This is a genomic window from Achromobacter seleniivolatilans (assembly GCF_030864005.1).
Taxonomy (GTDB): Bacteria; Pseudomonadota; Gammaproteobacteria; order Burkholderiales; family Burkholderiaceae_B; genus Achromobacter; species Achromobacter seleniivolatilans.
In genome coordinates this window covers 3042163-3063245 of record NZ_CP132976.1, presented here as the reverse complement: position 1 = coordinate 3063245, position 21083 = coordinate 3042163, and the positions used below count along the sequence as shown (strand labels likewise).

General features: G+C 60.5%; 18 protein-coding genes. 12 read left to right on the top strand and 6 right to left on the bottom strand.

Annotated elements, in window-relative coordinates; all coding sequences use genetic code 11:
- The first annotated feature begins 6 nt into the window (after window positions 1-6).
- The 4 genes from RAS12_RS13765 to RAS12_RS13750 all read left to right on the top strand — a co-directional run bounded on the left by RAS12_RS13765 (window position 7) and on the right by RAS12_RS13750 (window position 3228).
- A complete protein-coding gene (locus RAS12_RS13765; protein ID WP_306950785.1) occupies window positions 7-1884 on the top strand; it encodes an ABC transporter permease in 1878 nt (625 codons plus the stop codon).
- A complete protein-coding gene (locus RAS12_RS13760; protein WP_306950784.1) occupies window positions 1884-2186 on the top strand; it encodes a Dabb family protein in 303 nt (100 codons plus the stop codon). The genes RAS12_RS13765 and RAS12_RS13760 overlap by 1 nt, the downstream gene beginning before the upstream one ends.
- 175 nt (window positions 2187-2361) lie before the next feature.
- Entirely contained in the window at window positions 2362-3057 is a 696-nt protein-coding gene (locus tag RAS12_RS13755; protein ID WP_306950782.1) for a fumarylacetoacetate hydrolase family protein, read from the top strand.
- A gap of 39 nt (window positions 3058-3096) precedes the next feature.
- Window positions 3097-3228, top strand: coding sequence for an entericidin A/B family lipoprotein (locus tag RAS12_RS13750; protein WP_306950780.1), 132 nt, complete (start codon window positions 3097-3099; stop codon window positions 3226-3228).
- 152 nt (window positions 3229-3380) lie between these two features.
- Here RAS12_RS13750 and RAS12_RS13745 read toward each other — a convergent pair whose 3' ends face one another.
- Genes RAS12_RS13745 through RAS12_RS13735 form a run of 3 tightly spaced genes read right to left on the bottom strand, consistent with a single transcriptional unit; the run spans window position 3381 to window position 6069 of the window.
- Window positions 3381-5087 (bottom strand): PhoH family protein, encoded by a 1707-nt coding sequence (locus RAS12_RS13745; protein ID WP_306950778.1) that lies wholly within the window; start codon window positions 5085-5087, stop codon window positions 3381-3383.
- Window positions 5088-5143: 56 nt separating this feature from the next.
- Complete coding sequence (locus RAS12_RS13740) at window positions 5144-5608, bottom strand: peroxiredoxin (protein WP_306950776.1); 465 nt, start codon at window positions 5606-5608, stop codon at window positions 5144-5146.
- Window positions 5605-6069 carry an Mth938-like domain-containing protein gene (locus tag RAS12_RS13735; RefSeq protein WP_306950774.1) on the bottom strand — a complete coding sequence of 155 codons (465 nt, stop codon included), beginning with the start codon at window positions 6067-6069 and terminating at the stop codon, window positions 5605-5607. The genes RAS12_RS13740 and RAS12_RS13735 overlap by 4 nt, the downstream gene beginning before the upstream one ends.
- A gap of 326 nt (window positions 6070-6395) precedes the next feature.
- Here RAS12_RS13735 and alaC point away from each other — a divergent pair, with 326 nt between their 5' ends.
- From alaC to RAS12_RS13715, 4 genes are all read left to right on the top strand, one after another.
- On the top strand, window positions 6396-7583 hold the full coding sequence (gene alaC, locus RAS12_RS13730; protein ID WP_306950773.1) for an alanine transaminase: 1188 nt from the start codon (window positions 6396-6398) through the stop codon (window positions 7581-7583).
- 47 nt (window positions 7584-7630) lie between these two features.
- On the top strand, window positions 7631-8935 hold the full coding sequence (locus RAS12_RS13725; RefSeq protein WP_306951441.1) for a homoserine dehydrogenase: 1305 nt from the start codon (window positions 7631-7633) through the stop codon (window positions 8933-8935).
- Entirely contained in the window at window positions 8932-10341 is a 1410-nt protein-coding gene (thrC, locus tag RAS12_RS13720; RefSeq protein WP_306950771.1) for a threonine synthase, read from the top strand. Before RAS12_RS13725 ends, thrC begins: the two co-directional genes overlap by 4 nt.
- Window positions 10342-10526: 185 nt before the next feature.
- Complete coding sequence (locus tag RAS12_RS13715; RefSeq protein ID WP_006393778.1) at window positions 10527-10748, top strand: YgdI/YgdR family lipoprotein; 222 nt, start codon at window positions 10527-10529, stop codon at window positions 10746-10748.
- Window positions 10749-10825: 77 nt separating this feature from the next.
- Here the strand turns inward: RAS12_RS13715 and RAS12_RS13710 are convergent, their stop codons facing one another.
- Both RAS12_RS13710 and pepN read right to left on the bottom strand, forming a co-directional pair.
- Window positions 10826-11845 (bottom strand): class 1 fructose-bisphosphatase, encoded by a 1020-nt coding sequence (locus RAS12_RS13710; RefSeq protein ID WP_306950757.1) that lies wholly within the window; start codon window positions 11843-11845, stop codon window positions 10826-10828.
- 10 nt (window positions 11846-11855) lie between these two features.
- Complete coding sequence (gene pepN / locus RAS12_RS13705; protein WP_306950755.1) at window positions 11856-14561, bottom strand: aminopeptidase N; 2706 nt, start codon at window positions 14559-14561, stop codon at window positions 11856-11858.
- Window positions 14562-14710: 149 nt separating this feature from the next.
- Here pepN and RAS12_RS13700 point away from each other — a divergent pair, with 149 nt between their 5' ends.
- Window positions 14711-15349: a DUF4136 domain-containing protein gene (locus RAS12_RS13700; protein WP_306950753.1), complete on the top strand. Its 639-nt coding sequence runs from the start codon at window positions 14711-14713 to the stop codon at window positions 15347-15349.
- Window positions 15350-15436: 87 nt separating this feature from the next.
- On the opposite strand, the gene RAS12_RS13695 is transcribed toward RAS12_RS13700, so the two are convergent.
- Window positions 15437-15826 carry an H-NS histone family protein gene (locus tag RAS12_RS13695; protein ID WP_306950751.1) on the bottom strand — a complete coding sequence of 130 codons (390 nt, stop codon included), beginning with the start codon at window positions 15824-15826 and terminating at the stop codon, window positions 15437-15439.
- 834 nt (window positions 15827-16660) lie between these two features.
- Here RAS12_RS13695 and tldD point away from each other — a divergent pair.
- The 3 genes from tldD to RAS12_RS13680 all read left to right on the top strand — a co-directional run bounded on the left by tldD (window position 16661) and on the right by RAS12_RS13680 (window position 21032).
- Complete coding sequence (gene tldD / locus RAS12_RS13690) at window positions 16661-18121, top strand: metalloprotease TldD (RefSeq protein ID WP_306950748.1); 1461 nt, start codon at window positions 16661-16663, stop codon at window positions 18119-18121.
- Between the two features lie 324 nt (window positions 18122-18445).
- Complete coding sequence (aroG, locus tag RAS12_RS13685; protein WP_306950746.1) at window positions 18446-19519, top strand: 3-deoxy-7-phosphoheptulonate synthase AroG; 1074 nt, start codon at window positions 18446-18448, stop codon at window positions 19517-19519.
- Between the two features lie 103 nt (window positions 19520-19622).
- Window positions 19623-21032, top strand: coding sequence for an FAD-binding oxidoreductase (locus RAS12_RS13680; RefSeq protein ID WP_306950745.1), 1410 nt, complete (start codon window positions 19623-19625; stop codon window positions 21030-21032).
- Window positions 21033-21083: the final 51 nt, after the last annotated feature.

The following is a 21083-nucleotide window of genomic DNA, read 5'->3' as shown; positions in this document are numbered from 1 at the left end:
ATTCCAGTGTTCGAAATATTCGGTGTGCCGTCGACGGCACTATTCGGCCAGCTCTTGCTCGGCCTGATCAACGGTTCCTTCTACGCCTTGCTCTCGATCGGGCTGGCGGTGATATTCGGCCTGTTGAACATCATTAACTTTGCCCATGGCGCGCAATACACGGCGGGCGCTTTCCTGGCGTGGATGCTGCTGAACTATGCGGGCGTGAACTATTGGGCCGCGCTGGTACTGGTGCCGCTGATCATGGCGGTGTTTGCCATCGTGACCGAACGCCTGCTGATTTCGCGTACCTATCGGATGGATCATCTGTACGGGCTGTTACTGACGTTCGGCATTGCCTTGCTGATCGAGGGCGGGTTGCGGCAGGCCTATGGCGTGTCGGGCTTGCCCTATACGATTCCGAAAGCGTTGAGCGGGGGCGTCAATCTGGGGTTCATGTTCCTGCCGTGGTATCGCGGCTGGGCGGTCGCGGTGTCGCTGGTGCTGTGTCTGGCCGTGTGGGTGCTGATCGAGAAAACGCGTGTGGGCGCGATGCTGCGCGCGGCGACCGAAAATCCGACGATCGTGCGTTCCTTTGGCATCAATGTGCCGCTGCTGATCACGTTGACCTACGCCCTGGGTGTGGCGCTGGCTTCAGTGGCCGGCGTGATCGCGGCGCCCATCTATCAGGTCAGTCCCATGATGGGTTCAAACCTGGTGGTCGTGGTGTTTGCCGTCGTGGTCATTGGCGGGATGGGCTCCATCATGGGCGCCATCGTCAGCGGGTTTGGCCTGGGCATCATTGAAGGGCTGACCAAAGTCTTCTACCCGGAAGCCGCCAATCTGGCGATCTTCGTCATCATGGTGCTGGTGCTGTTGTGCAAACCTGCCGGCCTGTTCGGCAAACCTTTGCAAGTGCAGAACGTGCTGGCGGCGGAAGCCTCCCGGCAGCCGGTGCAGCTCAGCCGCCGTACGATGCGCATTGTGATGTCGGTGCTGGCCGTGGTGATGTTGATTGCGCCGTGGTTCGTATACCCGACTTTTCTCATGAAGGTATTGTGCTTTGCGCTGTTTGCGGCGGCCTTCAACCTGCTGGTGGGTTACGTGGGTTTACTGTCGTTCGGCCACGCGGCGTTTTTTGGCGCGGCGGCCTATGCCACCGGCATCGTCATGAAGCTGCTGGGCGCAACGCCAGAATTGGGGCTGCTGGCCGGGGCGTTGACAGGCGGGCTGCTGGGGCTGGCGTTTGGCGCGATCGCTATCCGGCGTCAAGGCATCTACTTTGCGATGATCACGCTGGCTTTGTCGCAACTGGTGTACTTCGTGGCGGTCCAGGCGGGCTTCACGGGGGGCGAGGACGGCTTGCAGAGCGTGCCGCGCGGCAAATTGTTCGGATTGATTGATCTGGACGGCGTGATGCCCATGTATTACTTCACGCTTGTGGTCTTTGCGCTGGGTTATGCCTTTGTGCTGCGCGTGCTGAATTCACCCTTTGGCGAAGTGATCCGTTCGGTGCGCGACAACGAGCAGCGCGCGCGGTCCTTGGGTTATTCCACGTCGCGCTACAAGCTGATCGCATTCACCTTGTCTGCATCGGTGGCGGGGCTGGCCGGTGGCCTGAAGGTGCTGGTGTTTGGCGTGGCCTCGTTGACTGACGTGCACTGGCACGCAAACGGCGAAGTGGTGCTGATGGCGCTTTTGGGTGGTATTGGCACGGTGTTCGGCCCCCTGGCCGGCGCCTTTGCCTTTGTGTCCTTGCAGAATTATCTGGCGCCGCTAGGGTCATGGGTGTTGATCGTTCAAGGCGCCATCTTTGTGTTGTGCGTATTGTTGCTGCGTGACGGCATCATGGGCCTGGTGTCCCGGGCCTGGCTGGCGCTCGCTCGCGTTAAAAAGGAATCCTGATGTTCTTGCATGTTGTGATGCTGCAACTATCCGAGGCCGCCGATGCGCGATTTCATGAACGGGTCCAGGCCTATTGCGACCGGATACTGGCGGAATGCGCGGGCGTGGCGGGGTACGCCTTCCGGCCAAATCAGGCGAGCCGCGCAGACGGTCTGACGCACGCGGTGGTGGCGGCTTTTGCTGACAGCGCGGCGCACGACCGCTATCAGGTTTGCCCGGCGCATCAAGAGATGAAGGCCTATATGGCGGACTTCATCGAGCGCCTGGTGGTGTTTGATGGGGATATCCCTACATTTTCCTGAACGCATCAGAGCTGCGCTTTGCTCTCTGGAAAGGGATAAACTCGCTGCTGGTTTTTCCACATTGTCAGGCCGTCCCAAGACAAGCCGCGTCCCCTCGGGGGCTGGTATCGCCCAGCGAGCGCGGCGCGGGAGCCTTTTTATTTCTGGTCGCGTATTCGTCATAGGTTAAGAGATCATGGACTACGTATTGCCTCCCCAGCCGCCCGTCGCGGTTCCCGTTACCGGCAGCGCTGCGCTGTTTCCGGTTCGCCGCGTTTATTGCGTGGGCCGCAACTACGCCGAGCATGCCAAGGAAATGGGTTTCACCGGCCGTGAAGACCCGTTCTTCTTCTGCAAGCCCGCCGACGCCGTGTTGAGCGTCGCCGACGGTGAAACCGGCAAGATGGCGTACCCGCCCAAAACCTCCAACCTGCACTACGAGATGGAGCTGGTTGTGGTGCTGGGCAAGGGCGGACGCAATATTCCGGTCGAAGAGGCCAATGAATGCGTGTGGGGTTATGCGCTGGGTCTGGACATGACCCGCCGTGACCTGCAAGGCGAAATGAAGAAGCAGGGCCGTCCCTGGGAAATCGGCAAGGCGTTCGACCAGTCCGCACCCTTGGGTCCTATCCACCCGCGCAGCGTCGTCGGCACTCTGGATAAGGGCGCGATCTGGCTGGATGTGAACGGCCAGCGCAAGCAATCCAGCGACATCTCGCAAATGCTCTGGAATATCCCCGAGAGCATTTCCTATCTGTCGGGCTTGTTTGAGCTGCAACCCGGCGACATCATCTTCAGCGGCACCCCGGAAGGCGTCGGCGCTGTGGTGCAAGGCGATGTGATCACGGGCGGCGTCGAAGGCCTGGGCGAACTGCGTGTGCAGATCGTCTGAGTCCGGTAACGGTTTCTTTTTTCTTAACGGAGTGACAGCATGCGCGGCAAGATCGTGCTGACCGCCTTTGTCGTATTCGGATTCGTGCTCGCCGGTTGCAATACCGTCGCGGGCATGGGCAAGGATATGTCCCGGGCCGGCAATGCCATTTCCAACGCCGCCGACAAGTAATTGTTGGTGTGTTTGTTGTGTAGCAGGGGGGTAGCGCGAGATTTTCTGAAGCAGAACCCGGAAATCAAACGCGTGTAGCCCACCATGTTCAGATAGAAAAAAGCGCCTGGCTTGTTATGAGCCAGGCGCCTTTTTTTGTGCCGCGTGGATGTCTACAGCACATCCCCGGCGTAGTCGGCCAAGCGTGAGCGTTCGCCGCGTTGCAGGGTGACGTGCCCGGAGTGCGGCCAGCCTTTGAACCGGTCGACAACGAACGTCAGGCCGGAGCTGCCTTCGGTCAGATACGGCGTATCGATCTGGGCGACGTTGCCCAGGCAGATCACCTTGGTGCCGGGGCCCGCGCGGGTCACCAGCGTCTTCATCTGCTTGGGCGTCAGGTTCTGGGCTTCGTCGATGATCAGATACTTGTTCAGGAAAGTGCGGCCGCGCATGAAGTTCAGCGACTTGACCTTGATGCGCGAACGGATCAGGTCCATGGTGGCGGCGCGCCCCCAGTCCCCGTTGCCTTCGCCTTCGCCCATATTGAGCACATCCAGGTTGTCTTCCAGCGCACCCATCCAGGGCAGCATCTTTTCTTCTTCCGTACCGGGCAGGAAACCAATGTCCTCACCGACGGGCACCGTGACGCGGGTCATGATGATTTCGGTGTAGCGCTTGGTTTCCAGCACCTGCGTGATACCCGCAGCCAGCGCCAGCAGCGTCTTGCCCGTGCCTGCCTGGCCCAGCAGCGACACGAAGTCGCATTCGGGATTCATCAGCAGGTTCATGGCGAAGTTCTGTTCGCGGTTGCGCGCGGTAATGCCCCAGACATTGTTCTTGCCGTGGGTGTAGTCGCGCAGCGTAGCCAGCACCGCCATCTTGCCGCTGACCTCGCGCACTTGCGCGTACAGCGGCATCTGGCCTTCAAAGTAGACGAACTGGTTGACGACAAACTGCGAGCACAGCGGGCCATGAATGCGGTAGAAGGTTGTGCCGCCTTGCTGCCACGATTCAACGTCCTTGCCATGCTTGTTCCAGAAGTCTTCAGGCAACTGCATTACGCCCGAGTACATCAGGTCCGAGTCTTCCAGGACGTGATCGTTGAAGTAATCCTCGGCAGCCATGCCCAGCGCGCGTGCTTTCAAGCGCATGTTGATGTCTTTGGACACCAGCACGACTTCACGTTGCGCGTACTTTTCCTGCAAGGCCCGCACCACGCCCAGAATCTGGTTGTCGGCCTTGCCCATGGGCAGGTCCGACGGCAGGGTGCTGTGGATGGCGGTCGTCTGGAACATCAGGCGGCCCGTGGCATCCTTGTTGCCCAGCTTGGCCAGCTCCAGCCCTTCATCGAGCTGCGTGGTGTCTTGCACCAGCGCATCCAGCGATCGGCTGACCTGGCGCGCGTTGCGCGCCACTTCCGACATGCCCTTTTTCTGGTGGTCCAGTTCTTCCAGCGTCATCATCGGCAGGAAGATGTCGTGCTCTTCAAACCGGAACAGCGAGCTGGGATCGTGCAGCAGCACATTCGTGTCCAGCACGAACAGCTTGCGCGGCTCGTTCTGGGCGCGTGGCTTGGCGCGCTTTGTGGCGGTTGGTGTGGTCTTGGCCGGCCTCGTTTGCGTGCGGGCGGCGGGGGCAGCGGGCGGGGGCGGGGCCACTTGGCGCGTTGGCGCGGGAATCTGCGCCTTGCGAGCCGGGGCGGCCATGCCCTCAAGTTCAGGCTGAACCAGCATCTCGTCTTCGGTGTCGTCAGCGAGGGCGGCTTGGGTATTGGACCGCGCAGCGGCAGTCGAGGTCGTGCGGGCCTGCGCCCGGGCGGATTCGCCCGAGGGGAAGGTCAGGATGGCTGCGGGGCGGGTAGGCAACTTCGGAAGCGGCATATGCGTCACTCTCCAGGGTGGGCCGGCTATAGCGCCTGACGGGTATTCCTGTACGGCTAACCGATGCTTTTTGCGGCCTGCAGGACTTCCTTGGCGTGGCCCGGGACCTTCACCCCGCGCCACTCCTGCACCAGCACGCCATAGGCATCAATCAAAAAGGTGCTGCGCTCAATGCCGCGCACCTGCTTGCCATACATATTCTTCTGCTTGATGACGCCGAACAGATTGCACACGGTTTCGTCGGCGTCGGAGATGAGCGGGAAAGGAAGTTCGTACTTGGCCTTGAAATTCTCATGCGATTTCAGCGAATCGCGCGAGATCCCGATGACCACGGCGCTGGCTGCCAGGAATTCGGCATTCAGGTCGCGGAAGTCCTGGCTTTCCGTGGTGCAACCAGGTGTATTGTCTTTGGGGTAAAAATACAGAATCACGGCGCGGCCCTGGCATTGGTCCAGACTGATCGGACCAATGGTGCTTTCAGCGGTGAACAGCGGTGCGGGCTTGCCTATGTTCGGCGTCATTTCTGGGATTCTCCGTTGGGAGGGATGAGGGCGACGACGACGCGGCGCCCCTCGGCCATCAGGATGTTGTAGGTGCGAGAGGCGGCATGGGTATCCATGATCTCGACGCCGATGCCCATTGCCAACAGGGGACGCAGCACTTCAGGACGCAAGAACTGTTGGCGGGCGCCCGTTCCGACCAGCAGCACTTCTGGCGCATTGGCCGGGCGGCTGGCGGGGGCGGCTTCTGGTTCGTCCAGAAATGCCATGGGATCGCGGACGGGCTCAGTCAAACCGGCCGCCTGATGCAATAGGGAGGATGTAATGTCAGCCGGCGACGCAACAGGCCACTCGGTGACTTCGCCTTCGGGGCCAAAGGCGACCGAAGAGGAAAAACGTATCTGATTGACCTCGATGTAGCCATCACCGTAGGCGGTGACGGTGTTCAGAGCGGCGGTCGCAGGGTCGGTATGCAGCTTCAATAAAAACTCCGGCTTTATGGCTTGATAATAGCGCATCAGGATGTACAGATGTTGCACTGTGCAAGGGACTTCACGCTTGTCTTGCCCGGCGCGTTCCTACCCTTAAAAAGCAGACTTTTTTTCTCGGGGCGGCCCGAAGGAAAAAATCCTGTCTTTTCAATGGGAAGACGGCCCCGTTTTTACTCCATTTGCCGCCCAGGCATCCTTGCGCTAGATTACAGGGTTTTGCTGCGCTGCAAACGTGTGCTGGCGCGGCGTTGATCTCAACCCCTACGCGCGACCGCGCCCTGGTTTTTTTGTCTTTTCGCCCCCCAAGGATTCCCATCATGAGGAAGTTCTCTCGCATTGAGCGTTTGCCACCGTACGTGTTCAACATTACGGCCGAACTCAAGATGGCGGCGCGCAGGCGTGGCGAAGACATCATCGATATGTCGATGGGCAACCCGGACGGCGCAACACCCAAGCACATCGTCGATAAGATGGTTGAAGCGACGACTCGTCCGACGACCCACGGGTATTCGGTGTCCAAGGGCATCCCGCGTCTGCGCAAGGCGATCTGCGACTGGTATCAGCGCCGCTATGCCGTTGAATTCGATCCGGATTCCGAGGCAATCGTCACCATCGGTTCCAAAGAAGGCCTGGCTCACTTGATGCTGGCCACGCTGGACCGCGGCGACACCGTGCTGGTGCCGAACCCGAGCTACCCGATCCATATCTATGGCGCGGTCATTGCAGGGGCCAACATCCGTTCCGTGCGCATGACGCCGGGCGTGGATTTCTTCGAGGAACTGGAACGCGCCGTGCGCGAATCCATTCCTAAGCCCAAAATGATGGTGCTGGGTTTTCCCAGCAACCCGACCGCCCAGTGCGTGGACCTGTCGTTCTTCGAGCGCGTGGTGGCGCTGGCCAAGGAACACGACATCCTCGTCGTGCATGACCTGGCCTACGCCGATATCACCTTCGACGGCTACGTCGCGCCGTCTATCATGCAAGTGCCCGGCGCGCGCGATGTCGCGGTCGAGTTCTTCACGATGAGCAAAAGCTACAACATGGCCGGCTGGCGCATCGGCTACATGGTCGGCAACAAAGATCTGGTCAACGCGCTTGCGCGGATCAAGAGCTATCACGACTACGGTACGTTTACGCCGATCCAGGTGGCGGCGATTGCCGCGCTGGACGGCCCGCAGGACTGCGTCAACGAGATCGTGGCGCAGTATCAAAGCCGCCGCGATGTGCTCGTGCGCGGCCTGCACGAAGCAGGTTGGAATGTGGAAATTCCCAAGGCGTCCATGTATATCTGGGCGCAGATCCCCGAGCCCTACCGGGCGATGGGCTCTTTGGAATTTGCCAAGCGTGTCCTTTCGGATGCGAAAGTGGCCGTGTCCCCCGGGATCGGCTTCGGCGAGTATGGCGACGACTACGTGCGCTTCGCTCTTATCGAAAACGAGCAACGCACCCGGCAAGCGGTGCGCGGCATCAAAGATATGTTCCGCAAGGACGGATTGCTGAAATGAATACCCCTGAACGCTCACCTGTCGCGCAAGGCTCTGAGGCCAGCGGCATGAACCCCATGAAGGTGGGCCTGCTTGGTCTTGGCGTGGTTGGCGGCGGCACATGGACCGTGCTGTCCCGCAACGCCGAAGAAATCGCGCGCCGCGCCGGCCGCCGCATCGAAGTCACCCGCGCCGCCGTGCGCGATGTGGCCAAAGCGCGTGCCCGCGTGGGCGACTCGATTCTGGTCGACACCGATGTGCACGCTTTGGTGCGTGATCCCGAAATCGATATCGTCGTCGAACTGATCGGCGGCGACACGCTGGCGCTTGAACTGGTGATGGAAGCCATCGCCAACGGCAAGCACGTTGTGACGGCCAACAAAGCGCTGCTGGCCAAGCATGGCAACGAAATTTTCGCCGCTGCCTACGCGCGTGGCGTGATGGTCACGTTTGAAGCTGCCGTTGCCGGCGGCATCCCGATCATCAAGGCCATTCGTGAAGGCCTGACGGCCAATCGCATCCAGTGGGTGGCCGGCATCATCAACGGCACCACCAATTTCATCCTGTCCGAAATGCGTTCGCGCGGCCTGCCCTTTGCCGAAGTGCTGGCTGAAGCGCAACGGCTGGGCTACGCGGAAGCCGATCCCACGTTCGACGTGGAAGGCGTAGATGCCGCGCACAAGCTGACCTTGCTGGCCTCTCTGGCATTTGGCGTTCCGGTGCAGTTCGACCGCGCCTATATCGAAGGTATTTCCCAACTGGCCGCCGAAGACATCGAGCACGCCGAACGTCTGGGTTATCGCATCAAGCTGCTGGGCATCACGAAGCGCCGTCCCGATGGGATCGAGTTGCGCGTGCATCCGGCACTGGTGCCGTCCGAGCGCCTGCTGGCCAACGTCGAAGGCGCGATGAACGCCGTGCTGGTCAAGGGCGACGCCGTCGGCCCGACGCTGTATTACGGCCAAGGCGCGGGTGAAGAGCCGACCGCTTCGGCCGTGGTGGCCGACCTGGTCGACGTGACCCGCTTGCACACGGCAGACCCGGGCAACCGAGTGCCGCATCTGGCGTTCCAGCCGGACGCGATGTCGGACACGCCGATCCTGCCGATCGAGCTGGTCAGCACCTCGTACTACCTGCGTCTGCGCGTGGACGATCAGCCTGGCGTGCTGGCGGATATCGCCCGCATTCTGGCCGACCGTTCCATCTCCATCGGGTCGATGATCCAACAGCCGTCCCATATCGGCGGCGCAGACATCATCTTCCTCACGCATGAAGCGGTGGAAGGCAACGTCAATCAAGCCATCGAGCGCATCGAAGCCATGCCGTTCGTGCGGTCGAAGGTGACGCGCCTGCGCGTGGAGAACCTGACATGAAATACATCTCTACCCGTGGCGGCATGGCTGCCCAGCCGTTCTCGGACATCCTGCTGGAAGGCCTGGCGCCGGACGGCGGTCTGGCCGTGCCGGAACATCTGCCCCAGGTATCAGAACAGACGCTTGAGTCCTGGCGTGGTCTGACTTACGCGGATCTGGCGTTCGAGGTGCTGTCGCTATTCGCAACCGACATTCCTGCGGATGACCTGCGCCGGCTGACACGCGCCGCCTACACGCCAGAGACGTTCAACAGCGAAGACATCGTTCCGCTGCGTCCGCTGGAAGGCGGCTTGTCGCTGCTGGGTCTGTCCGAAGGGCCGACGCTGGCTTTCAAGGACATGGCCATGCAGTTTCTGGGCCAAGTCTTTGAATACGTGCTGGCCCAGCGCGGCACCACACTGAATATCCTGGGCGCAACCTCCGGCGACACGGGCTCGGCGGCGGAATACGCCTTGCGCGGCAAAGCGGGTGTGGCGGTGTTCATGCTGTCGCCGCATGGCCGCATGAGCGCCTTCCAGCGCGCGCAGATGTATTCCCTGCAAGACGAGAACATCCACAACATCGCCGTGCACGGCGTGTTCGATGAAGCGCAGGACATCGTCAAGGCACTGGCAGGCGACCTGGAATTCAAGACCAAGTACCGTCTGGGCGCGGTCAACTCCATCAACTGGGCGCGCATTGCCGCTCAGGTGGTCTATTACTTCCATGGCTGGCTGCGCGCCACCGACAAGCCCGGACAGCAGGTGTCGTTCGCCGTACCCTCGGGCAACTTCGGCAATATCCTGTCGGGCCACATTGCCCGCAGCATGGGTTTGCCGGTGCGCCGTCTGGTGCTGGCCACGAACGAGAACAACGTGCTGGAAGAATTCTTCCGCACGGGCGTTTATCGTCCGCGCCCCGCCGAGCAAACTTACGCCACGTCCAGTCCGTCGATGGACATCTCGCGTGCGTCGAACTTCGAACGCTTTGTGTTTGACCTGGTCGGCCGCGATGCCGACCGCGTGAAGGCCTTGTGGGCATCCGTGGCGCGCGATGGATCGTTCGATCTGTCCGCTCTTCAGCCCCAGTTCGAGGAACGCTATGGCTTCGTGTCCGGCCAAAGCTCGCACGCGGATCGTCTGGCGACCATCCGCGCCGTCTACGAAACCACGGGTGTATTGATCGATCCGCACACCGCCGATGGCGTGAAGGTCGCGCGTGAGTTCGTCGAACCGGGCGTGCCGATGCTGGTTCTGGAAACCGCCTTGCCGGCAAAGTTCTCGGAAACCATCGAAGAAGCGCTTGGCCGTCCGGCCACGCCGCCGGGCAACCTGGCCAATCTGGAATCCTTGCCGCAGCGTGTGGAAGTTCTGGAATGCACCGAAGCCGCCGTACGCCGTTTCATCGAGGCCAACGCGAAGGTGTAAAGGTGTAACTGCTTGCGGTTTATGTAAGAGCAAAACCCCTGGCAGACGTGCTCTGCCAGGGGTTTTTTACGATGTAGGACGGGCGGGATTACGTTCTTACGCATTTTGACCACAACCAGACATGTATTTGGGGCCAGGTTGCCGATACAGTGGGTTCACCTAATCAACACTTGGAGAACACGCCCATGAACCTGAAGACCATGACGTTGGCCCTGGTGGTGACCGGAGTTGGGGTGCTGGCCGGATGCTCGTCGCCCTCGGTCATTCAGCAACGGGACGGGACCTCGACCGTAACCCCCGATACGCCGACTTACGACAAGAAGTCCGGCATGTATGAATACGATAAGGACGGCAAGAAGGTCCAGATCAATAAGGACGATGTGAAGTCCATTGAAGAGGTCAAGTGACCTGTATTGCTTAACACGCGCGATAAAAAAAGCCCCGGACTGAAATTTCAGCCGGGGCTTTTTAGTGCAGCGAGGTTTTACTTCGCCGCTTCTTGCGCATGGTACAGACCCACGCGCTCGACTTCGTTCTTCGAACCCAGAATCACGCTGACGCGCTGGTGCAGGGTGTCGGGCTGGATGTCCATGATGCGCTGGGTGCCATTGATCGACGCGCCGCCGGCCTGTTCGATCAGGAAGCTCATGGGATTGGCTTCGTACATCAGGCGCAGCTTGCCTGCCTTGCCCGGTTCGCGGGCATCCCAGGGGTACATGAAGATGCCGCCGCGGGTCAGGATGCGATGCACGTCCGCCACCATCGAGGCGATCCAGCGCATGTTGTAGTCCTTGCCCAACGGGCCGGTCGTGCCAGCCAGGCAGTCGTCCACATAGCGTTTGACCGGGGGAGCCCAGTGACGCATGTTCGACATATTGATCGCGAATTCCTTGGTGTCTTCCGGCACCTTGATGTCTTCGTGCGTGAGTACCCACGAGCCCATTTCGCGATCCAGCGTGAAGCCCACCACGCCGTTGCCGATGGTCAGGACCAGCATGGTCTGCGGGCCATAGACAGCGTAGCCGGCCACGACCTGCTTGTTGCCCGGTTGCAGGAAATCCTGTTCGCAGACGGGCGCGCCCGACACGTTGTGCGGCGCTTGCAGCACGGAGAAGATCGTGCCGATGGAGACGTTTACGTCAATGTTCGACGAGCCGTCCAGGGGATCAAACAGCAGCAGGTATTCGCCCTTGGGGTAGCGGTTCGGGATCAGATGGATAGTTTCCATTTCTTCCGATGCCATGGCCGCCAGGTGGCCGCCCCATTCATTGGCTTCCAGCAGAATTTCGTTGGACAACACGTCCAGCTTCTTCTGCACTTCGCCTTGGACGTTCTCGCTTTCCAGGCTGCCCAGAACGCCGCCCAGCGCGCCCTTGCTGACGGCATGGCTGATGGCCTTGCAGGCGCGCGCCACCACTTCGATGAGCAGCCGCACTTCCGGGGCAAGGGCTTGGGCGGAGCGTTGTTGCTCCACCAGGTATTGAGTCAGTGTTTTACGTTTCAAAAGGGTCTCCCTATGCTGCGAATTCTAAAGCCTTGGATACGATTTCCTGCACGTTGCGCGACAAACCTTCATGCGCGCGCACCTGTTGCAGGGCCGCCTGCATCGGCGTGCGCAAGGCCGGCACGTAGCGCGACCAGTTGTCCAGCGCACGCGCCAGGCGTGCTGCGATTTCCGGATTCAGCGCATCCAGCGCCAGCACCTGTTCCGCCCAGAACGCATAACCCGTGCCATCCGGGTGATGCATGCCGCGGGCGTTGTTCAGGCAAAACTGGAAAATCAAGGCGCGAGCGCGATTTGGATTGCGCAAGGTGAAGGCGGGGTGCGTCATCAGATCACGCGCCGTCTGCACGGTGGTTGAGCGGGCTGCCGCCTGCAGGGCAAACCACTTGTCCACCACCAGCGGATTGTCGCTCCACTTGTCGTAGAACGCGGCAAGCGCTTCTTGCGGGAACTCACCCTGACCGTAATTGATCAACGCGGACAGCGCGGCCATGCTGTCTGTCATGTTGCCCGCTTTTTCGTACTGCTGTTCTGCCAGGCGCTGCGCTTCGTGTTCGCCAGCGGCCAGCAGGTGGCTGAGCGCCAGATTCTTCAGTGCGCGCATGCCAGCCGGCACGGGCGCGGGGCTGTACTCGCCCGGCGTCTGGTTTTGGTCGAACGCCAGACGGAATTCGGCGGTCAGTTGGCGGCCGAGTTCAGCGCGCAGGAAATCACGAGCAACGGCCAGCGCGGGCGGATCTACGGCGTGCATGCGTTCGGCCAGCGTCTTTTCTGACGGCAGGGCCAGGGCGCGCGCACGATAGGCGGCGTCAATCGCCGGGTCGGTCAGCAGGGCGCGCCATGCGTCGATGAAGGCGGCATCCGCATGCAGCGTGCGGCCGGCCTGGCGAGCTTGCGCCAGCGCCAAAATCTGGCGCGTAGCCAGTTCCTGGCCGGCTTCCCAGCGTGCAAACGGATTGCTGTCGTGCGCGGATAGCAGCGCCAGTTCTTCGTCCGTCCAGTCGTAGTCGACAATGACCGGCGCAGAAAAGTCACGCAGCAAAGACGGCACGGGGTAATCGGCGATATCTTCGAATACCCATTGCTGGCTGTGCGTTGTCAGTTCCAGCAGCGCGGTTTCTTGCACGGTGCCTTCGTGGCGCAGGGGCAGGGCGCGGCCTTCATGATCCAGCAGGCCCAAAGCAAACGGGATGTGATACGGCGCCTTGACGTAGTCGGCGCCTGCCTTTTTCTCTACGCCAACCGGTTGGCATTCCTGGGTAAGCGTGACCGTGCAGCGGCGCGTCGCGGCATCGTGATCCAGTTTGACCGTGACACGCGGTGTGCCTGCCTGGCGATACCAGCGGCGAAACACGGACAAGTCGCGGCCTGGGTGCTGGCGCACGTAGACGGATTCCATGGCATCCACAAAATCGTCGCAGGTTACGGCCTGACCGTCATGGCGGCGAAAATACTCGTCCATGCCGGCACGGAAGCCTTCCTCGCCCAGCAGGGTGTGCTGCATACGGATGACCTCGGCGCCTTTTTCGTACACCGTGGCGGTGTAGAAGTTGCCGATCTCTTGGTAGCTCTCGGGGCGGATGGGGTGGGCCATGGGGCCTGCATCTTCCGGGAACTGGGCTGCGCGCAGCGCCACCACGTCATCGATACGCTTGACGGCGCGCGCGCTGGCTGCAGCGGCTGCGTCCATGTCATGCGCCATCATGTCAGCGCTGAACTCCTGGTCGCGGAAGACGGTCAGACCTTCTTTCAGGCTTAACTGGAACCAGTCGCGGCAGGTAATCCGGTTGCCGGTCCAGTTATGGAAGTACTCGTGTCCGATGACGGATTCGATGCCTTCATAATTGGCGTCCGTGGCGGTGTCGGGATCGGCCAGCACATACGCGGCATTGAAGATGTTCAATCCCTTGTTTTCCATCGCACCCATGTTGAAATCATGGACCGCCACAATCATGAAGCGGTCCAGATCCAGCTCCAGGCCGAAGCGGGTTTCATCCCAACGCAGCGCGCGCACCAGGGAATCCAAGGCCCATTCCGTCTTGGTTTCGGAACCCGGGTCACTGTAGACCTGTAGCAAGACGTCGCGGCCGCTTGCCGTCTTGACCGTGGTTTCACGGTGCGTCAGATTACCGGCGACCAGCGCAAACAGATAGCAGGGCTTGGGAAATGGATCTTCCCATTCGACTTCATTGCGCCCATCAGGCAATTGGCGCGTTGCGATCAGGTTGCCGTTGGACAGCAGCACGGGATATTGCGGCTGGGCGCGCAAGGTGACGCGGTACCGCGACATCACGTCGGGACGGTCGGCGAACCAGGTAATGCGGCGAAAGCCCTCGGCTTCACATTGGGTGAAGAAATTCCCGCCCGACACATACAAGCCCATCAACGTGGAGTTGGCGGACGGATTGCAACGGCTGACGATCTCAATCGTGGCGTCAGCGGGCAGGCCGTACAACGCCAGGCTTTGTTCGGACAGGTGGTAACCGTCGGCGGCCAGGGGCGCGCCATTGACGCCTACCGAGACGAGTTCCAGGTCTTCACCATCCAGTATCAAGGCCGCGTCGGTGCTGGCGCCGGGCTTGCGCAACACGCGCATCGTGCAGCGCACCTCGGTGGCTTCGGGCGCCAGATCGAAGGCTAGGGAGACTTCGGGAATGTCGTAGGGGTAGGGCTGGTAATCCTTGCGAAATACGGTAATGGGCGTGTCTGTGCGCATGGGATTGCAGTCCTGTATGAACGAGAGGTCTATTGTAGTAGCTGGCTGCTGGCCGCCGGCTGGAGCTTATGGGCTAGCACAAACTTTTTGCGATAGCCGCTGTCAAAGGTCAGTATGATGGCGCCGTCGCGCGCAAGAGGAGTCGCAAAATGTCCAGATCGTCTTTCTTCAGTGTAGGCCGTTGGGCCGGTGTATTGGCCTTGTTGGGAGTGCTGGCATTGACGGGCTGCGCCGCACCCACGGTATCCGCGCGGGTTACGTCGTTTCAGCAATGGCCGGCGAACGTCGAAGGGCAGACATATCAGTTCGTGCCGGCGGACCCCACGCAGGCCAATAATCTGGAATACCAGTCTTATCAGGACATGGTGCGCGCGGGTATAGGCGCAACGGGTTTGATCGAAGCGCCTCCGGGCACTAAGGGCCGGTTTGATATCTCGTTCAACTATGGCGCCAGCCAGACCCAGATCATGGTCCGCCGTCCCTATGATCCGTACTTTTACGGTGGTTATGGCTACGGCGGCTTTTATGGTCCGCGTCCGTGGGGGCCTGGCTACGGTTACTGGGGCTCGGACTGGGTTGATGTACCGATGGCGGTGCAGCGCAATACGCTCAGTCTGAAGATCCGCGATACGCAACGGGGCGGCGCCGAGGTATACCGTTCCACCGCTTTCATTTTGAGCGATGGGGATGATTTCATGCGCACGATGCCCTATCTGGTCCGCGCAATATTTGACAATTTCCCCGGAAATAATGGGGCCGAGCGCGAGATTCAATTCCCAGTTCGCTAAGTTCAATCGGCTTTTTGCCCTAAGACATAAAACAAAATCGGCGCACCATAATGGTGCGCCGATTTATTTCTTACTGAAGAATAGGTTTTATTCTTTGATAAGAAAACTGTCGCGCGTAGCGCCGGCGGCTTCTTCCGCGGCGAGCCAACGAGGCGCTTTGCCACGGCCGCTCCAAGTATCACCCGTTTGGGGGTGACGATACTTCGGGGCGACGGCGCGCTTGGCTGCAGTGGCGGGGCGGCCAGCCGCGCCAGCCTTGCGTCGGCCGGGAGCCGCGGCTGCGCCGCGCGCGGGCTTGCCAGCGCCGTAGGCGGCGATGATCTCTTCCGGCGTGATGTCGTATTCGCGCATGGACGTGACGATGGAGCTGATCACGGGCTTGCGGCGCTTCGTTTGAAGGACTTCAGCCTTCTTTTGAAGCTTGTTGATTTCCTTTTCGATCTTTGCTTGCAGTGCTGCGTATGTTTCTCGGGCCATGGTTTATTCCTGATTATGGAACTGCTTTTAATCGCCGGCGAAGTTATGTTTATTTGTTGTGCTTCGCATAATACAGAAGTTGCGCCTTGACTTCTCTATTTTCAGACTAATTACTTTGTATCAAAACCGCCTGAGAGCCTTTAGCCTTGCGGGTGACCGCTGCAAACAAGTATTGGGAAGGATATTCCCAAATTTGGGACGAGTGGAAACATATCCGGCTTTGGTTCACAAGGCGGACTAATGGGTGCAATTGCCCCGTGTTAGAGCATTTTTTGTTTCAGAGTGCGAGCGGATCACTCGCGAGAGGCGGCCTGGAGACGGCTGGCGGTGCGTTATTCAATAAGGATCGTAGGCGAAAAACTGCATTTCAGATGCAAGGTCAGATGACCGAACGCGCCCTAATTGTCCGCTTTCTAGTTGCTGTCATGCATTTTGGCATTCTTGCTTTCTGAGAATGATATGGGGCAGAAAGCAGCAAGCTGTCGGCCTATTCGTGTTCCTATGTCAGCTTGTATGACGAATTTGCCGAATTTGACCTGCTTGTGCGCCAAGGCCAAAACTCACGGGCACCTAGGACAGCCAGCGCGTCAGAACCGGTTATTGAACCGGCACAGTTTGGTGTTCATTGCTTAACTTGATACTTAATATTCCGTCCCCATCTAATTCACTAGTGAATAATGCGGGCGATTTTGCCGACTCGCCGCCGCGGTCGCCAGCCGCAACTTTTAGCGAGTGTCCGGGACGCCGGACCCTGGACGGCGTTACGATACGGTCTTGAGCGTCAACGCAAGCGCGCGCGCCCGTGCCGCGCCGGCGCCCCCTGAATAGAGCCCTATGAAAATTATCGATCCTGCTATTGCATCCCTCGCCACCGCCAAATCGCTGTTGCTGGACCCCTGGGGTCTGACAGAGGCGGATATGGCGCGCGCGTTGGGTGAGATCTTCACCCACAAGGTCGACTATGCCGATCTGTACTTTCAGTACACGCGCAGCGAAGGGTGGAGCCTGGAAGAGGGCATTGTCAAAACCGGTAGTTTCTCGATCAGCCAAGGCGTGGGCGTACGCGCTGTGAGCGGCGAGAAAACCGCTTTTGCGTATTCCGATTCCTTGTCGGCGGACGCGCTGTTGTCGTCGGCGCACGCCGTGCGCGGCATTGCGCGCCGTGGCGCAGGCAAAGTGAAAGTGGCCGCGCACGTCGAGGCCGAGATGGGCCGCAGTCTGTATGCCGACATCGACCCGGTCGCAACACTTAGCGCACCCGAAAAAGTGGCACTCCTTGAGCGCATCGAGCGCATGGCACGTGCCCGTGATCCGCACGTGATTCAGGTCATGGCCGGTTTGGGTGCCGAGTACGACGTGATTTTGGTCGCCGGTAGCGATGGCCGCCTGGCTGCCGACGTGCGCCCGCTGGTGCGTTTGTCGCTGACCGTGATCGCCGAGCGCAATGGCCGCCGTGAAATGGGTCACGCCGGTGGCGGCGGACGCTTGGGACTGGCGTATTTCACGGACGAAATGCTGCAAGGTTATGTGGAACGCGCGGTACACGAAGCCATGGTCAACCTTGAGGCGCGTCCCGCGCCGGCTGGTGAAATGACCGTCGTGCTGGGATCGGGTTGGCCTGGCATTCTGCTGCACGAGGCCGTGGGCCACGGGTTGGAAGGTGACTTCAACCGCAAGGGTTCCAGCGTGTTCTCGGGCCGTATCGGTGAACGTGTTGCGTCCAAGGGCGTGACGGTGGTGGATGACGGCACGCTGCCGGACCGCCGCGGCTCGCTCAATATCGACGACGAAGGCAATGCCACGCAGCGCAATGTGCTGATCGAAGACGGCATCCTGCGCGGCTATATGCAAGACACGCTGAATGCCCGCCTGATGAAGACGGCGGCTACAGGCAACGGCCGCCGTGAATCTTTCGCGCACCTGCCGATGCCGCGTATGACCAACACCTACATGCTGGCTGGTGACAAGCCGCCCGAGGAAATCGTGTCGTCGGTCAAACGCGGGCTGTACGCGGTCAACTTTGGCGGCGGCCAGGTTGACATCACGAACGGCAAATTCGTGTTCTCGGCGTCTGAGGCCTACATGATCGAAGACGGCAAGGTGACGTATCCCGTCAAGGGCGCCACGCTGATCGGCAACGGTCCCGACGCGATGACCCGCGTCACCATGATCGGCAACGATCTGCAGCTGGATTCCGGCGTGGGCACGTGCGGCAAGGATGGCCAGAGTGTGCCGGTTGGTGTGGGTATGCCAACGATTCGCATGGAAGGTCTGACCGTGGGCGGAACCGCCTGATCCCAGTTTCGGGCCGCCGCTCCGGTTCGATTTTGGGCTGGCTCCAAGATAAAACTGCCGTGACGGCCTGAAAAAACTGTGCTAGAGTCAATTCCCATGAAATTCGCGTCCCCCGCTTTTTATTTTTATTTTTATACTTTTCTGAAGCCGCTGGCGGAGGAAGGGACGCGCTCAATCTGAAGTTTGGAAAGAATCCCCCCCAAAAAAGCCGCCAGCGAACTGGCGGCTTTTTTTGTGCCGCCGGATCGGACTAGACCCGGACCAGAGAACCCGGACTAGACCGAGGGAATTGAACCCGATGGCGGGCAACCCAGGAGCAGTACCGTGTCACACAATACCGACGACCTTCGTATTCGAGAAATCAAGGAACTGAATCCGCCCGCGCATGTGATGCGGGAGTTCGCGTGTACCCAGGAGGCGTCCGACACCGTGTTTGCCGCCCGCCAGGGCATGCACCGCATCCTGCATGGCATGGATGACCGCATGATTGTCGTGATCGGCCCTTGTTCGATCCACGACACGCGCGCTGCTATCGAATATGCAAAGCGTCTGAAGCCCGTGCGTGACCGCCTGAGCGCCGATCTGGAAATCGTGATGCGCGTGTACTTCGAAAAGCCGCGCACCACGGTAGGCTGGAAGGGACTGATCAATGATCCTGACCTGAACGGCAGCTTCGACATCAACAAGGGCGTGCGCGTGGCGCGGGAACTGCTGCTGGATATCAACAGCCTGGGCCTGCCAGCCGGTTGCGAGTTCTTGGACATGATTACGCCGCAGTACATCGCGGATCTGGTCTCCTGGGGGGCGATCGGGGCTCGGACGACAGAAAGCCAGGTGCATCGCGAACTGGCTTCCGGTCTGTCGTGCCCGGTGGGGTTCAAGAACGGTACGGACGGCAATGTGAAGATCGCGGTCGACGCGATCAAAGCGGCGTCGCAGCCGCATCATTTTCTGTCGGTTACCAAAGGCGGCCATTCGGCCATCGTGTCGACTGCTGGCAACGAAGACTGCCACGTCATTCTGCGTGGCGGGAAAACGCCGAACTACGACGCAGCCAGCGTCGATGCGGCTTGCCAGGACGTCTCCAAAGCCGGTCTGGCCCAGCGCATCATGGTTGACGCCAGCCACGCCAATAGCAGCAAGAAACCCGAAAACCAGACGCTTGTGGTCGAAGACGTAGCGCGCCAGATGGAAGCGGGCGACACCCGTCTGGTGGGCGTTATGGTGGAAAGCCATCTGCTGGGTGGCCGCCAGGACATGGTGCCTGGTCAGCCGCTGGTTTATGGCCAGAGCATTACCGACGGCTGCATCGATTGGGATGCGTCAGTGGCCGTGCTTGACCGTCTGGCGCACGCAGTGCGCGAACGCCGCCGCGTGGCGCTGACCTCCGGCAAGTAAGGCTCGGGAAGCACCGCAAATCGCCTGGGTAGTGCGGTTTGCGGTGCAGCATGCAGGGCGGCGTAGAATATTCGGATTACCGAACCCCGAGAATACGCTGATCATGAACGCTCCTTTGCACGCTGAAACGTTGCGCCGCGCGGTGCCGGCTGCCTGTCTGGATGCCCTGCGGGCTCGCTTTGGCGACCGCCTGTCCGAATCCTCTGCCGTCTGCGAGCACCATGGCCGCGACGAATCGCCGTATCCGCCCATGCTGCCGGATGCCGTGGTCTTTGCGCACACCACCGAAGAAGTGGCCGAGGTTGCCAAGCTGTGCAATGAGCATCACGTTCCGCTGATTCCGTATGGCGCCGGCTCTTCGCTGGAAGGCCACATCCTGGCCATTCAAGGTGGCATCAGTCTGGACCTGTCCCACATGAACAAGGTCTTGGCCATCAATGCCGAAGACTTGACCGCCACGGTGCAGGCAGGCGTGCTGCGCAAGCAACTCAACGAAGAAATTCGCAGCACTGGCCTGTTCTTTCCGATCGATCCGGGCGCTGACGCCAGCTTGGGCGGCATGGCCGCCACGCGAGCTTCGGGCACCAATGCCGTGCGCTACGGCACCATGCGTGAAAACGTCATGTCGCTGACGGTAGTGACAGCCGATGGACGTATCGTTCGCACGGCTGGCCGTGCGCGCAAATCGTCGGCGGGTTACGACCTGACGCGCATTTTCATCGGCAGCGAAGGCACGCTGGGCATCATCACGGAAGTGACGGTGCGCCTGTACCCGCAGCCCGAAGCCGTGTCGGCCGCGGTATGCAACTTCCCCACGCTGGATGCCGCCGTGCAAAGCGTGATCGAGATCATTCAGATGGGCGTGCCGATCGCTCGCGTTGAATTCATGGACGCGGCCAGCGTGCGTTCAGTGAATCTCTACAGCAAACTCAGCCTGCGCGAAACGCCGCTGCTGGTATTTGAATTTCACGGCAGTCCGGCTGGTGTGCAAGAGCAGGCCGAAACGGTGCAAGCCATTACGGCCGAACATGGCGGTATGGATTTTGAGTGGGCCGAGCGCCCCGAAGACCGCAGCCGCCTGTGGACCGCTCGCCACAATGCCTACTTCGCCGGATTGCAATTGCGCCCTGGCTGCCGCGCCAGCACTACGGATGTCTGCGTGCCGATTTCACGCCTGGCTGATTGCGTGCGCGACACGGTCGAGGAACTGGACCGCGCGAGCTTCCCGTACACCATCGTTGGCCACGTCGGCGACGGCAATTTCCACGTGTTGATGCTGCTGGACGCCGATAGCCAGCAGGAGTGGCAGGAGTCGGAAACGATCAACCATAATCTGGTGCGCCGCGCGATCGCCGCAGACGGCACCTGCACTGGCGAACACGGCGTGGGGCTGCACAAGATGCAGTTCATGGCTGAAGAGCACGGTGAAGACGCGCTGGATCTGATGCGCAGCTTGAAGCATGCGTTTGATCCGAACAACATTCTGAACCCGGGCAAGATTGTGTCCTGGTAAAAGACGGCGGCGGCCGAGCCGCGCGCAGCCCCAGCCGACGGCATCGCCCGT